This is a genomic window from Kitasatospora sp. NPDC094028 (assembly GCF_049543595.1).
Taxonomy (GTDB): Bacteria; Actinomycetota; Actinomycetes; order Streptomycetales; family Streptomycetaceae; genus Kitasatospora.
In genome coordinates this window covers 146,597-159,432 of sequence record NZ_JBMVFA010000009.1, presented here as the reverse complement: position 1 = coordinate 159,432, position 12,836 = coordinate 146,597, and the positions used below count along the sequence as shown (strand labels likewise).

At 70.8% G+C, this 12,836-nt stretch carries 14 protein-coding genes; 10 read left to right on the top strand and 4 right to left on the bottom strand.

Translation table 11 applies throughout. The annotated features are described in order from the left end of the window. Window positions 1-30: 30 nt before the first annotated feature. Together ACPC54_RS16740 and ACPC54_RS16735 are read left to right on the top strand one after the other, a co-directional pair. On the top strand, window positions 31-1,326 hold the full coding sequence (locus ACPC54_RS16740) for a choice-of-anchor A family protein (RefSeq protein ID WP_498965526.1): 1,296 nt from the start codon (window positions 31-33) through the stop codon (window positions 1,324-1,326). A 316-nt stretch (window positions 1,327-1,642) separates the two neighbouring features. Next, window positions 1,643-2,317 carry an LAETG motif-containing sortase-dependent surface protein gene (locus ACPC54_RS16735; RefSeq protein ID WP_498965525.1) on the top strand — a complete coding sequence of 225 codons (675 nt, stop codon included), beginning with the start codon at window positions 1,643-1,645 and terminating at the stop codon, window positions 2,315-2,317. 73 nt (window positions 2,318-2,390) lie between these two features. On the opposite strand, the gene ACPC54_RS16730 is transcribed toward ACPC54_RS16735, so the two are convergent. Together ACPC54_RS16730 and ACPC54_RS16725 are read right to left on the bottom strand one after the other, a co-directional pair. Next, window positions 2,391-3,125, bottom strand: a complete 735-nt coding sequence (locus ACPC54_RS16730) for an ABC transporter permease (RefSeq protein WP_498965618.1) — start codon at window positions 3,123-3,125, stop codon at window positions 2,391-2,393. A 47-nt stretch (window positions 3,126-3,172) separates the two neighbouring features. Then, window positions 3,173-4,099 carry an ABC transporter ATP-binding protein gene (locus ACPC54_RS16725; RefSeq protein WP_498965524.1) on the bottom strand — a complete coding sequence of 309 codons (927 nt, stop codon included), beginning with the start codon at window positions 4,097-4,099 and terminating at the stop codon, window positions 3,173-3,175. Window positions 4,100-4,263: 164 nt separating this feature from the next. On the opposite strand from ACPC54_RS16725, the gene ACPC54_RS16720 reads away from it, so the two are divergent. The 8 genes from ACPC54_RS16720 to ACPC54_RS16685 all read left to right on the top strand — a co-directional run bounded on the left by ACPC54_RS16720 (window position 4,264) and on the right by ACPC54_RS16685 (window position 11,093). Further along, window positions 4,264-5,106 (top strand): helix-turn-helix transcriptional regulator, encoded by an 843-nt coding sequence (locus ACPC54_RS16720; RefSeq protein WP_498965523.1) that lies wholly within the window; start codon window positions 4,264-4,266, stop codon window positions 5,104-5,106. Between the two features lie 9 nt (window positions 5,107-5,115). Further along, window positions 5,116-6,531 carry a Fe-S cluster assembly protein SufB gene (gene sufB, locus ACPC54_RS16715; RefSeq protein WP_498965522.1) on the top strand — a complete coding sequence of 472 codons (1,416 nt, stop codon included), beginning with the start codon at window positions 5,116-5,118 and terminating at the stop codon, window positions 6,529-6,531. Window positions 6,532-6,589: 58 nt separating this feature from the next. Then, complete coding sequence (gene sufD, locus ACPC54_RS16710) at window positions 6,590-7,822, top strand: Fe-S cluster assembly protein SufD (protein ID WP_498965521.1); 1,233 nt, start codon at window positions 6,590-6,592, stop codon at window positions 7,820-7,822. A 3-nt stretch (window positions 7,823-7,825) separates the two neighbouring features. Then, entirely contained in the window at window positions 7,826-8,143 is a 318-nt protein-coding gene (locus ACPC54_RS16705; protein WP_498965520.1) for a non-heme iron oxygenase ferredoxin subunit, read from the top strand. A gap of 6 nt (window positions 8,144-8,149) precedes the next feature. Further along, window positions 8,150-8,914, top strand: coding sequence for a Fe-S cluster assembly ATPase SufC (sufC, locus tag ACPC54_RS16700; protein ID WP_498965519.1), 765 nt, complete (start codon window positions 8,150-8,152; stop codon window positions 8,912-8,914). Further along, window positions 8,911-10,179 carry a cysteine desulfurase gene (locus tag ACPC54_RS16695; protein WP_498965518.1) on the top strand — a complete coding sequence of 423 codons (1,269 nt, stop codon included), beginning with the start codon at window positions 8,911-8,913 and terminating at the stop codon, window positions 10,177-10,179. Before sufC ends, ACPC54_RS16695 begins: the two co-directional genes overlap by 4 nt. 14 nt (window positions 10,180-10,193) lie before the next feature. After that, a complete protein-coding gene (gene sufU, locus ACPC54_RS16690) occupies window positions 10,194-10,643 on the top strand; it encodes a Fe-S cluster assembly sulfur transfer protein SufU (protein ID WP_498965517.1) in 450 nt (149 codons plus the stop codon). 120 nt (window positions 10,644-10,763) lie between these two features. Then, complete coding sequence (locus tag ACPC54_RS16685; protein WP_031065274.1) at window positions 10,764-11,093, top strand: metal-sulfur cluster assembly factor; 330 nt, start codon at window positions 10,764-10,766, stop codon at window positions 11,091-11,093. Between the two features lie 209 nt (window positions 11,094-11,302). On the opposite strand, the gene ACPC54_RS16680 is transcribed toward ACPC54_RS16685, so the two are convergent. Both ACPC54_RS16680 and ACPC54_RS16675 read right to left on the bottom strand, forming a co-directional pair. After that, window positions 11,303-12,145: a hypothetical protein gene (locus tag ACPC54_RS16680; RefSeq protein WP_498965516.1), complete on the bottom strand. Its 843-nt coding sequence runs from the start codon at window positions 12,143-12,145 to the stop codon at window positions 11,303-11,305. A 230-nt stretch (window positions 12,146-12,375) separates the two neighbouring features. Beyond that, complete coding sequence (locus tag ACPC54_RS16675) at window positions 12,376-12,807, bottom strand: NUDIX hydrolase (RefSeq protein ID WP_498965515.1); 432 nt, start codon at window positions 12,805-12,807, stop codon at window positions 12,376-12,378. Window positions 12,808-12,836: the final 29 nt, after the last annotated feature.

Here is a 12,836-nt window from a genome sequence, read left to right as displayed (position 1 = left end):
TCCTCCCGCACGTAAGCGGAGATCCTGCACATGCGCATATCCACCTCAGCCGCCGCGCTCGCCGTGGGCGGCTCGTTCGTACTGGCCGGCCTCGTCGCCCCGGCCGCCCAGGCCGCCCCCGCCGAGGAGTGCCGCAACCTCGGGGTCGCCAATCTCTACGGCGAGTTCATCGAGGGCGATGATCATCATGTTCCCGACGCCGAGGGTGCTGTGGCGGTCGGCGGCGACGCCTACTTCGGCGGCGGCTTCTCGGTCGGCCAGGAACTGACCCAGGCCGAGGTCGACGCGCTGCCCGGCAAGAACGCGCTCGTCGTGGCCGGCAGCCTCAACGGCGCGAACACCCAGGTGATGAAGGGCAACGGCGTCTACGGCTCCAAGGCGGACGGTGCGATCGTCCAGGCCCACGCCGGCACCGTCGCCCAGGGCTCCGCGCCGATCGACTTCAAGGCCGAGTTCGCCAAGCTGCGCGCCGCCTCCACCGCGCTGGCCGCCGTGCCGCAGACGGCCGGAGCCACCGTCCAGACGGACGGCGCCAAGCTGACGTTCACCGGCGGCGACGCCACGTACAACAGCTTCACCGTCGACGCGGCCAAGCTGCAGGGCGCCAAGGACATCTACCTCCGGGTGCCGGCCGGCGCGGTCACGGTCGTCAACGTGACCGGCGGCTCGTACGACATGGCCGCGGCCGGGACCACCGGGTTCAACCTCTGGGACGCGCCCAAGGAGACCTGGGTCCTGGACGACAAGCTGCAGAGCGCGGCGGGCGGCGCGATCCGCGCCAAGCTGCTGTGGAACTTCCCGACCGCGACCAAGGTGGTCAAGAACAGCGCCGCCGCCTGGGCCGGCACCGTGCTCGCCCCGAACGCCGCCTTCGACCTCGGCAGCGGCGGCCCGGTCAACGGCTCGGTGATCGCCGCCTCGCTGACCGGCAAGGGCGGCGCGGAGACGCACCACTACCCGTTCACCGGCTGCCTGCCGACGACGCCGACCATGCCGACCGCTCCGCCGGTGCAGCCGACCGGCACGCCGTCGAACTCGGTGACCCCGTCGACCCCGGCGACGCCGACCACCACGGGCAGCCCGTCCGGTGGCCCGAGCGTTCCGGCGACCGGCAGGCCGAGCGGCAGTGCCTCGCCCAGCCCGTCCGCCTCGACGGCCGCGCCCGCGGTGTCGGCCGGCCCGTCCGCCTCGGCGAACGGCGGCGGCAACCTCGCGCACACCGGCTCCGGCCCGGTGCTGCCGCTGGCGATCGGCGGTGCGGTGATCGCCGCGGCCGGCGGCGCGATGGTGGTGGCCGGCCGGCGGCGGGCGGCCAAGAAGGCCTGACCGCGGGCGAGTTCCTCGACTGACTGACTACTGACCGAAACGGCGCCCCTGGTGACTGAACCCGATCACCGGAGGCGCCGTTTGTCATGAAGGTGACGAAGTTCATGCGGCTTTACCGAAAACGCATTCTGCGAGGTGGCGGCTGTGATGGGCTGGTCATACACATTCGAGAGCAGACCGACAGGCGATATCCGGTCGAGTGGCGGGGTGTAGCGAGGTGCGGACGTGCCGGTAGAGTCCCCCGGACAGTCGCAGCGGGCCACCGCGGACCACTCAACGCGCCTGCTGCGCAAGACCGTTCGGAGGGGAACAAGGTATGGCGCGACAGCAGCGACACTTCAGGATCGGCGCGGCGGCCCTCGTCGGTACGGCGACGGCCGGAATCGTACTGCCCCTGGCGCTGGCCACCAACGCCTCGGCGCACGTGCCGACTTGGTCGGTGACCTGCGACAAGGTCGTGATCGATCTGATCAATTACAGCGACAAGGCGGACGTGAAGAACACCGTCAGCCTCACCATCGACGGCGAGAAGGTCCTGGACAACCAGGCCTTCCCCAAGGAGTTCCACAAGTCCTTCCCGGTGAAGGACCACAATGCCCCGGTTCAGGCCCACCTCGTGGTCTCCACCACGGAGAACCCGAACGAGAAGGGCTGGAACATCGACGAGACCAAGACCATCGCGCCGTGCCACACGCCGACGCCCACCCCGACGCCCACCCAGACCCCGACCCAGACCCCCACCCCGACGCCGACGCCCACCAGGACGTCGACGCCGACGCCGACCCCCACCACGGCGACCCCGACCCCGTCGGTGACGGCGACCCCGAGCAAGACCCCGGCGCCCGTGGCCACCACGCCCGCCCCGGCGCTGGCCCAGACCGGTAGCAACGACGCCACCCCGATGATCGCGGCGGCCGGTGGCGGCGTGCTGCTGGTCGGCGGCGCGCTCGTGCTGCTCGCCCGCAAGCGCCGCAGCGGCAGCCAGGGCTGACCCGCCACCCGCCGAACGCCCGACGCCCCCCGGCCCGTTGAGGCCGGGGGGCGTCGCTCGTCCCGAAGCGGGGCTACTCCCAGCGGAAGAAGCGGGCCGCCGTGGCCAGGCCGAGCACCGACCAGCCGGCCAGGATGCCGAGGTCCGACCACGGCACCCCGGCGCCGTGCTGCAGCACCGACCGCAGGCCGTCCGAGAGCGCCGAGATCGGCAGCAGCTCCAGCACCGACCGCACGGCGTCCGGGAACTTGCCCAGCGGCACGATCACCCCGCCGGCGAGCAGCAGCAGGATGAACACCAGGTTGGCGGCGGCCAGCGTCGCCTCGGCCTTGAGGGTGCCGGCCATCAGCAGGCCGAGGCCGGAGAAGGCGGCGGTGCCGAGGACGAGCAGCGCGGCGACGGCCAGCGCCCCCTGCGGTGTAGCGAGCCCGTGGGGGGACCAGCCGAGGGCGAGGGCGATCACGGACAGCAGGGCGACCTGGAGGATCTCCGTCACCAGGACGCAGCCGGTCTTGGCGGTCAGCAGCGTCCAGCGCGGCAGCGGGCTGGCGCCGAGCCGCTTCAGCACGCCGTAGCGGCGCTCGAAGCCGGTGGCGATGGCCTGCCCGGTGAAGGCGGTGGACATCACGGCGAGCGCGAGCAGGCCGGGCGCCAGGAAGTCGACCCGCTTGCCCGGGCCCTCCACCGTGACGATGTCGACGGCGGAGAACAGCACCAGCAGCACGGTCGGGATGACCACGGTGAGCAGCAGCTGCTCACCGTTGCGCAGCAGCATCCGGGTCTCGAACGCGGTCTGCGCGAGCAGCATCCGGCCGACCGGGGCGGCGCCCGGCGCGGGGGAGTAGTCGGTACGGCTCACGAGCGCAGCTCCCGTCCGGTCAGGTCGAGGAAGACGTCTTCGAGGCTGCGGCGCTGGACCGACAGCCGCTCCGGCAGCACGCCGGCGCTCGCGCACCAGCCGGTGACGGTGGCCAGCAGCTGCGGGTCGACGGGCGCCTCGACGCGGTAGCTGCCGGGGGCGGTCTCGGTGGCGGTGGCGCCGGCGGGCAGTTCCTTGAGCAGGGCGGCGAGGTCGAGCCCGGGCGGGCCGTCGAAGCGCAGCGCGTTCTCGGCGCCGCCGCGGCACAGCTCCTCGGGGGTGCCGGTGGTGATCACCCGGCCGCGGTCGACGATGGCGACGTGGTCGGCCAGCTGCTCGGCCTCGTCCATGTGGTGGGTGGTGACGACCACGGTGACGCCGTCCCGGCGCAGGTCGCGGACCAGCTCCCAGGTGGCGCGGCGGGCCTGCGGGTCGAGCCCGGCGGTGGGCTCGTCCAGGAAGACCAGCTCGGGGCGGCCGACCACGGCCATGGCCAGGGCGAGCCGCTGCTGCTGACCGCCGGAGAGCCGGCGGTAGGTGGTGCGGCCGCAGGAGCCGAGGCCGAGGCGTTCGACCAGGGCGTCGACGTCCAGCGGGTGGGCGTGCAGCTTGGCGGTGTGCCGCAGCATTTCGACGGCGCGCGCGCCCGCGTACACGCCCCCGGACTGCAGCATCACGCCGATCCGCGGCCGCAGGGCGGCGCTCTGGGCGACCGGGTCGAGGCCGAGGACGCGGACGGTGCCGGCGTCGGGGCGGCGGTAGCCCTCGCAGGTCTCGATGGTGGTGGTCTTGCCGGCGCCGTTGGGACCGAGGACGGCGGTGATCGCGCCGCGCGCGATGGTGAGGTCGAGGCCGTCCACCGCAGGTTTGTCACCGTAGCGTTTGACCAGCCCGGCGATCTGGACCGCGGGTTCGGAATGCATACCGGCGAGTCTAAGAGGGCCCAACGCCCGGCCCGTACGGCGGCCTTGGTGATCGTTTTCGTTGAGAAGGTAAGCCTTACCTGCGTGACAGATGACACGGGTGAGGCCTGGATCACGGCTTGTCCTGTCGGAAGTAATTACGCAACACTGGTGTTGTGAAAAACATGCGCGAGCACGCCACGCAGCAGGAGGCCGAGTCGGCCCCCGGCTGTGACGTGCCCGCGACGGCGGCCGAGGTGCTGCTGGACGGCCACCGCGCCACCCGCGACCGGGTCGCCCGGTCGATCCTGGACCACGGCCCGTCCTCCGCCGCCGACCTCGCCAACCGGCTCGGCCTGACCGCCGCCGCCGTCCGCCGCCACCTCGACTCGCTGGCCGCCAGCGGCCTGGTCGACGCCCGCGAACAGCGGGTCTACGGCAGCCGCGGCCGGGGCCGCCCGGCCAAGGTCTTCGGCCTCACCGACGCCGGCCGGGACGCCTTCTACCAGGCGTACGACCAGCTCGCGGCCGACGCGCTGCGCTGGATCTCGGACTCCGTGGGCGGCGGCAAGGCCGGCGAGGAGGCCGTCGCCGCCTTCGCCCGCGCCAGGTTCGGCCGGCAGGGCGAGAAGTACCGGGAGAGCCTGCTGGAGGCCGGGGCGCTGGAGCGTCCGGAGGCCCTGGCCCAGGCGCTGAGCGCGGACGGGTACGCTGCCACGGTGCGGCGTGTCCCGTCGGCCGCGGCCAAGGCCCCGGCGGGCGCCCAGCTCTGCCAGCACCACTGCCCGGTCGCGCACATCGCCGAGCAGTTTCCCCAGCTCTGCGAGGCGGAGACCGAGGTCTTCTCCCAGCTCCTGGGCACCCATGTGCAACGGCTGGCCACCATCGCCCACGGTGACGGGGTCTGCACCACCTATGTGCCGGCACCCGGTGCCGCATCGTCGTCCGCCCAGCGCTCCGCGGGCCACGGCACCGATGCGGCGCCGACTGCCGGTACGTCCACCGAAGATTCTGCGTCCGCGCGTTAGGAAGCTCGCATGACTGACACCGTTTCGCACCCGGAGCTCGACGGCCTGGGTAACTACGAGTACGGCTGGGCCGACCCGGACGCCGCCGGCTCCGTGGCCAAGCGCGGGCTCAGCGAAGACGTCGTCCGCGACATCTCCGCGAAGAAGAGCGAGTCCGAGTGGATGCTGAACCTGCGTCTCAAGGGCCTGAAGCTGTTCGGCAAGAAGCCCATGCCGACCTGGGGCTCCGACCTCTCCGGCATCGACTTCGACAACATCAAGTACTTCGTCCGCTCCACCGAGAAGCAGGCCGAGTCCTGGGAGGACCTGCCCGCGGACATCAAGGCCACCTACGACAAGCTGGGCATCCCGGAGGCGGAGAAGCAGCGCCTCGTCGCCGGTGTCGCGGCCCAGTACGAGTCGGAGGTCGTCTACCACCAGATCCGCGAGGACCTGGAGGAGCAGGGCGTCATCTTCCTGGACACCGACACCGCGCTGCGTGAGCACCCGGAGATCTTCAAGGAGTACTTCGGCACCGTCATCCCGGCCGGCGACAACAAGTTCGCCGCGCTGAACACCGCGGTGTGGTCCGGCGGGTCGTTCATCTACGTGCCGAAGGGCGTGCACGTCGACATCCCGCTGCAGGCCTACTTCCGGATCAACACCGAGAACATGGGCCAGTTCGAGCGGACGCTGATCATCGTCGACGAGGACGCCTACGTCCACTACGTCGAGGGCTGCACCGCGCCGATCTACTCCTCCGACTCGCTGCACTCGGCGGTCGTGGAGATCATCGTCAAGAAGGGCGGCCGCTGCCGCTACACGACCATCCAGAACTGGTCGAACAACGTCTACAACCTGGTCACCAAGCGCGCCGTGGCGTACGAGGGCGCGACCATGGAGTGGATCGACGGCAACATCGGCTCCAAGGTCACCATGAAGTACCCGGCCGTCTACCTGATGGGCGAGCACGCCAAGGGCGAGACCCTGTCGATCGCCTTCGCGGGCGAGGGCCAGCACCAGGACGCCGGCGCCAAGATGGTGCACATGGCGCCCAACACCTCCTCGCACATCGTCTCCAAGTCGGTGGCGCGCGGCGGCGGCCGCACCTCCTACCGCGGCCTGATCGAGATCGGCGAGGGCTCGCACGGCGCCAAGTCCAACGTGCTGTGCGACGCGCTGCTGGTCGACACCATCTCCCGCTCGGACACGTACCCGTACGTGGACGTCCGCGAGGACGACGTGTCCATGGGCCACGAGGCGACCGTCTCCAAGGTCAGCGAGGACCAGCTGTTCTACCTGATGAGCCGCGGTCTGACCGAGACCGAGGCCATGGCGATGATCGTGCGCGGCTTCGTCGAGCCGATCGCGCGGGAGCTGCCGATGGAGTACGCGCTGGAGCTCAACCGGCTGATCGAGCTGCAGATGGAGGGCGCGGTCGGCTGACGTCCAGCCGCACGCGACCCCGTCCGACTTTTTGAGGAAGAGAGCACTACGAACAGCCATGGCTGACGTTCAGAACACCTCCGGCTCCACCACCGCCGGTTCGATCGAGGTCGGCACCGCCGGCGCGGGCGCGCAGCTCGCCGGCCCCGGCACCGGCCGGACCACGGTCCAGCAGCCGATCGACGCGCGCGTCGCGGTCAAGCCGTCCTTCGACGTGAACGACTTCCCGGTGCCGACCGGCCGCGAGGAGGACTGGCGGTTCACCCCGCTGCAGCGCCTGGGCGGCCTGCACGACGGCACCGCCGCCGCCGGCCCGCGCGGCGAGGACAAGGTCGAGTTCACCCTGCCGGACGGCGTCACCGCCGAGAACGTGGGCCGCGACGACGCCCGCCTCGGCAAGGCCGGCACGCCCGTCGACCGGGTCGCCGCGCAGGCGTTCAGCGCCTTCGAGCAGGCGCTGGTCGTCACCGTCCCCAAGGACGCGGTGCTCACCGAGCCGGTGAAGATCGACGTGCGCGGCGAGGGCGGCGTCCGCTTCGCCCACGTGGTGATCGACGTCAAGCCGTTCGCCGAGGCCGTCGTGGTGCTGAACCACGAGGGCACCGGCACCCGGGCCGCCAACGTCGAGCTGCTGGTCGGCGACGGCGCGAAGCTCACCTTCGTGTCCGTCCAGGACTGGGAGCGCGACGCCGTGCACGTCGCCCAGCACAACGCGCTGGTCGGCCGCGACGCCTCGTTCAAGTCCGTCGTCGTCACCTTCGGCGGCGACCTCGTCCGCCTGCACCCGCGCGTCAACTACGCGGGCCCCGGCGGCGAGGCCGAGCTGTTCGGCCTGTACTTCGCCGACGCCGGCCAGCACCTGGAGCACCGTCTGGTCATCGACCACGACACCCCGCACTGCCGCTCCAACGTCGCCTACAAGGGCGCGCTGCAGGGCCAGGACGCGCACGCCGTCTGGGTCGGCGACGTGCTGATCCGCGCCGCGGCGCTCGGCACCGACACCTACGAGCTCAACCGGAACCTGGTGCTCACCGACGGCGCCCGGGTCGACTCGATCCCGAACCTGGAGATCGAGACCGGCGAGATCGTCGGCGCCGGCCACGCCTCCGCGACCGGCCGCTTCGACGACGAGCAGCTGTTCTACCTGATGGCCCGCGGCATCCCGGCCGACGAGGCCCGCCGCCTGGTGGTGCGCGGCTTCTTCGCCGAGCTGCTGCAGCAGATCGGCGTGGCCGAGGTCCAGGAGCAGCTCATGGTCAAGATCGACGCCGAGCTGGAAGCGGCGGTCTGACCGATGAGCTTCCTGCGTGCCTGCGCACTGGGCGACCTCCAGGAGGACGTGCCCAAGCGCGTTGAACTCAACGGCGTGCCGGTCGCGATCGTCCGCACCGACGAGGGGGTGTTCGCGATCAACGACATCTGCTCGCACGCGAACGTCTCGCTCTCCGAGGGCGAGGTCGAGGACTGCATGATCGAGTGCTGGCTGCACGGCTCCAGCTTCGACCTGCGCTCCGGCAAGCCCTCCGGCCTGCCCGCCACCAAGCCGGTCGCCGTCTACCCCGTAAAGATCGAAGGGGACGATGTGCTCGTCTCCGTCAACCAGGAGTCCTGAGTACACATGGCAACCCTTGAAATCCGCGACCTGCACGTCTCCGTCGAAGCCGAGAACGGCCCGCGCGAGATCCTGAAGGGCGTCGACCTGACCGTCAAGCAGGGCGAGACCCACGCCATCATGGGCCCGAACGGCTCCGGCAAGTCCACCCTGGCCTACTCGCTGGCCGGCCACCCGAAGTACACCGTCACCGGCGGCACCGTGCTGCTGGACGGCGAGGACGTCCTGGAGATGTCCGTCGACGAGCGCGCCAAGGCCGGCGTCTTCCTGGCCATGCAGTACCCGGTCGAGGTCCCCGGCGTCTCGGTCAGCAACTTCCTGCGCACCGCCGCCACCGCCGTCCGCGGCGAGGCCCCGAAGCTGCGGCTGTGGGTCAAGGAGGTCAAGGAGGCGATGGCCGCCCTGCAGATGGACCCGGCCTTCGCCGAGCGCAACGTCAACGAGGGCTTCTCCGGCGGCGAGAAGAAGCGCCACGAGATCCTCCAGCTGGAGCTGCTCAAGCCGAAGATCGCGATCCTCGACGAGACCGACTCCGGCCTGGACGTCGACGCGCTGCGGATCGTCTCCGAGGGCATCAACCGGGTCCGCTCGACCGGTGAGGTCGGCACCCTGCTGGTCACCCACTACACCCGCATCCTGCGGTACATCAAGCCCGACTACGTCCACGTCTTCGCGGGCGGCCGCATCGTCGAGTCCGGCGGTGCCGAGCTGGCCGACAAGCTGGAGGAAGAGGGCTACGAGTCGTATGTGAAGGGCGGCGCATCCGAGTGACGCATCCGTTTACCGGCCACAGCGCCCTGCTCGACACGGACGCGATCCGCAAGGACTTCCCCGTCCTGCAGCGCGTGCTGCACGACGAGAAGCCGCTGGTCTACCTGGACAACGCGGCCACCTCGCAGAAGCCGCGCCAGGTGCTGGAGGCGCTGACCGCCTACTACGAGCGGCACAACGCCAACGTCCACCGCGGCGTGCACGTGCTCGCCGAGGAGGCCACGGCGCTGTACGAGGGCGCCCGCGACAAGGTCGCGGCGTTCGTCAACGCGCCGAGCCGCAACGAGGTGATCTTCACCAAGAACGCCTCGGAGTCGCTCAACCTCGTTGCCAACATGCTCGGTTGGGCCGACGAGCCGTACCGGGTCGACGCCGACTCCGAGATCGTCATCACGGAGATGGAGCACCACTCCAACATCGTCCCGTGGCAGCTGCTGTCGCAGCGCACCGGCGCGAAGTTGAAGTGGTTCGGGCTGACGGACGAGGGTCGGCTCGACCTGTCGAACATCGACGAGCTGATCACCGAGAAGACCAAGGTCGTCTCGTTCACCCTCGTCTCCAACCTGCTCGGCACCGTCAACCCGGTCGAGACGATCGTCCGCAAGGCCCAGGCGGTCGGCGCGCTCGTCGTCATCGACGCCTCGCAGGCCGCGCCGCACATGGTGCTCGACGTGCAGGCGCTGGAGGCCGACTTCGTCGCCTTCACCGGCCACAAGATGCTGGCCCCGACCGGCATCGGCGTGCTCTGGGGCCGCCAGGAGCTGCTGGAGGACCTCCCGCCGTTCCTCGGCGGCGGCGAGATGATCGAGACCGTCACCATGGGCTCGTCCACCTACGCCCCGGCGCCGCACAAGTTCGAGGCCGGCACCCCGCCGATCGCCCAGGCGGTCGGGCTCGGCGCGGCCATCGACTACCTGTCCGGCATCGGCATGGACAAGATCGCGGCGCACGAGCACGCGATCACCGAGTACGCGGTCGAGCGGCTGCTGGAGGTCCCCGACCTGCGGATCATCGGCCCGCGCACGGCCGTCGACCGCGGTGCGGCGATCTCCTTCACGCTGGGCGACATCCACCCGCACGACGTGGGCCAGGTGCTCGACGAGCAGGGCATCGCCGTGCGCGTCGGCCACCACTGCGCGCGGCCGGTCTGCCTCCGGTACGGAATTCCGGCGACCACGCGGGCGTCGTTCTACCTGTACTCGACGCCGGGCGAGGTCGACGCGCTGATCGACGGCCTGCACCACGTCCGGAACTTCTTCGGCTGACGGGCAGGACGACCATGAAGCTCGACTCGATGTACCAGGACATCATCCTGGACCACTACCGCAACCCCCACGGCAAGGGGCTGCGGGACGGCGACGCCGAGGTGCACCACGTCAACCCGACGTGCGGCGACGAGATCACCCTGCGGGTGAAGCTCGACGGCTCGACGGTCGCCGACGTCTCGTACGAGTCCCAGGGCTGCTCGATCAGCCAGGCCAGCGCCTCGGTGCTGAACGACCTGGTGGTCGGCAAGACCGTGGGCGAGGCGCAGGCGGTCCAGGAAGCCTTCCTGGAGCTGATGCAGAGCAAGGGCCAGGGCGAGGGCGACGAGGAGGTGCTGGAGGACGCGGTCGCGTTCGCCGGCGTCTCCAAGTACCCGGCCCGGGTCAAGTGCGCCCTGCTCAGCTGGATGGCCTGGAAGGACGCCACCGCCCAGGCCCTCGCCCAGCACCCCGCCACCGACTGATCCCGCAGAGGAGGACAGACCATGAGTGACGAAACCACCACCGCCGACGCCACCGACGCCACCGGCACCGGCGCCACCGGCACCGAGGCCTCCGCTGCGGAGGACCAGCCCGCAGGCCTCATCGTCGGCACCACCGCCGGCACCGTCTCCGTCGAGGACCTGACCGAGGCCCTGATGGACGTCGTCGACCCCGAACTGGGCATCGACGTCGTCAACCTGGGCCTGATCTACGGCATCCACATCGACGAGTCCGACGTGGCCACCATCGACATGACGCTCACCTCGGCGGCCTGCCCGCTGACGGACGTCATCGAGGACCAGGCCAAGACCGCCACCGACGGCCTCGTCCAGGACCTGCGCATCAACTGGGTCTGGATGCCGCCGTGGGGCCCCGACAAGATCACCGACGACGGCCGCGACCAGCTCCGGGCGCTGGGCTTCAACGTCTGAGATCTTCTCCGGCTTCAGCTCGCTGCTGCCGCGCGAACCCCCTGGGGTCGCGCGGCAGCGGCGTTTCCGGTTCCGGATGAGCACCCGTGCGGCATGAGCTGAGCTGAGCTGAGCAGGTCCACCGCCGTTCCCCACCATCCACCCCACGCCGGCCTGCCGGCGCGCGGCGCTGATGGAGCAAGGGCGACGCATCGGTGGGACAGCGTGTCTCAGGCGGCGCGGTGTGCAGGCCGGCTGCCGGTCAGTGCGGAGCGCAGGGCGGTTCGGGCTCGGGCGGCACCTGCGGCTGCCACGTCCGCCCCCTGGCAGGCTCTGGGGGTTCGGGCTGCCAGGCCGGCGCACGGGCGGCAGATGCCCGGCCGGGGCACGGGGTCGTGGCACTTGGCGCACTCGGCGTACCTGGCTGCCGCTGCGGCCGGGGCAGGAGGCATCTTGTGCTCCAGCCGGTAGCGGAGCACCGCCGCCGCCGAGTGCATCGGGACGGGCAGGCCCGGCAGCAGGGCGTGGGCGAGGTCGGCGGGCGTGCTGCCGCGCGCCAGCCACTGCGCGACCAGCGGCGCCAACTCCCGGGCCTCGGCCTCGCCCAGGCGCAGCCGCGGCTCGGGCCGGATCACCCGGAACAGAGTGGCCACCGCCGCGCGGACCTCCTCGGTCTGCGGGGGGAGGGTGGGTTCTTGCTCCCGGTTCTTTACTACAGAGCGGTCTGTGCGACCGGCAGCCGCTCCACCGGACGCCGGAGGGGTGACACCCGGTCGCACGAGCTGCGGGGTGTCGTAGACGTGGGTCTCGGTGACGATCCTGCCGTCCGGCAAACGGATCTTCTCGACCCGGTAGTACCCGGCCTCGGTCAACTCATTGAGCGCCTTGCGGATCGCGCCGCGCCCCTGCGGACTGGTGTCGGCCATGTGCCGCCCGTCCTCACGCCAGCCGTCAGGCCGGGAGAGAAGGTCGGCGAGCAGGCCGCGGGCGGTGTAGGACAGCCGCCGGAACTGCAGCATGCAGTTGGGCAGCACGGTGAAGTCGCGCACGTGGGCGCTACGATGGACGCGCATTGGGAGTTGCTGCTCCTGTGCCGGACCCCGGGGTGTTCCAGCACCGCCGGGGTCGCCTATTTTCTGTTTGGGTACGGAACGTACCACAACGGTCGGACAGGCAAGCCGCGTTCACGCAAGCATGCATGACGGACAGTCAGGTCAGATCGTTTCTGGCGGAACCGTGTGCGATGGACGTCGTGGTTTGTGCGTGGATGATCGGATGGCCGACCTCCTTGCCGCTCCCGTGGCTACCCGGCCGCGAGGAGTTCCCCGCGCTCGACGGCCGCGCGCAGGACCGCCGCGAAGTCCTGGGGCAGGAGGTTGACCGCGTCGAGGGCGTCGGTGGTCAGGGGGATCTCTTCGAGGAGGTACTCGCCCCGGCCTTCCTGGCTGAACTCGGGGCCGGTGCGGTCCTCGAAGCTCCACTTCTCGATGGTGGCGAGGTAGAAGTCCTGGCGCTCGTTGGCGGTTTCGGTGGTGTGGAGGAGGCTGACGATCTCGGCCTCGCCCGCGATCTCCTCGCGGACCTCGCGCAGCAGGGCCTCCTCGGGGCTGGCATCGGTCGGTTCGATCCTGCCGCCGACGATCACCCAGTACGGGTCGATGCCGGGGCGGATGCGCTTGATCAGCAGCATGGTGTCGTTCGGGGTGAGGAGGACGGCGCGGACGCGGTGCTGCATGGTGGCCTGCTTCCTGTTCGGTAGGACGG

Coding starts and splice junctions, on each gene's coding strand:
- ACPC54_RS16740 (WP_498965526.1), top strand. CDS start 31: ATGCGCATATCCACCTCAGCCGCCGCGCTCGCCGTGGGCGGCTCGTTC.
- ACPC54_RS16735 (WP_498965525.1), top strand. CDS start 1,643: ATGGCGCGACAGCAGCGACACTTCAGGATCGGCGCGGCGGCCCTCGTC.
- ACPC54_RS16730 (WP_498965618.1), bottom strand. CDS start 3,125: ATGCTGCTCGCGCAGACCGCGTTCGAGACCCGGATGCTGCTGCGCAAC.
- ACPC54_RS16725 (WP_498965524.1), bottom strand. CDS start 4,099: ATGCATTCCGAACCCGCGGTCCAGATCGCCGGGCTGGTCAAACGCTAC.
- ACPC54_RS16720 (WP_498965523.1), top strand. CDS start 4,264: ATGCGCGAGCACGCCACGCAGCAGGAGGCCGAGTCGGCCCCCGGCTGT.
- sufB (WP_498965522.1), top strand. CDS start 5,116: ATGACTGACACCGTTTCGCACCCGGAGCTCGACGGCCTGGGTAACTAC.
- sufD (WP_498965521.1), top strand. CDS start 6,590: ATGGCTGACGTTCAGAACACCTCCGGCTCCACCACCGCCGGTTCGATC.
- ACPC54_RS16705 (WP_498965520.1), top strand. CDS start 7,826: ATGAGCTTCCTGCGTGCCTGCGCACTGGGCGACCTCCAGGAGGACGTG.
- sufC (WP_498965519.1), top strand. CDS start 8,150: ATGGCAACCCTTGAAATCCGCGACCTGCACGTCTCCGTCGAAGCCGAG.
- sufU (WP_498965517.1), top strand. CDS start 10,194: ATGAAGCTCGACTCGATGTACCAGGACATCATCCTGGACCACTACCGC.
- ACPC54_RS16680 (WP_498965516.1), bottom strand. CDS start 12,145: ATGCGCGTCCATCGTAGCGCCCACGTGCGCGACTTCACCGTGCTGCCC.
- ACPC54_RS16675 (WP_498965515.1), bottom strand. CDS start 12,807: ATGCAGCACCGCGTCCGCGCCGTCCTCCTCACCCCGAACGACACCATG.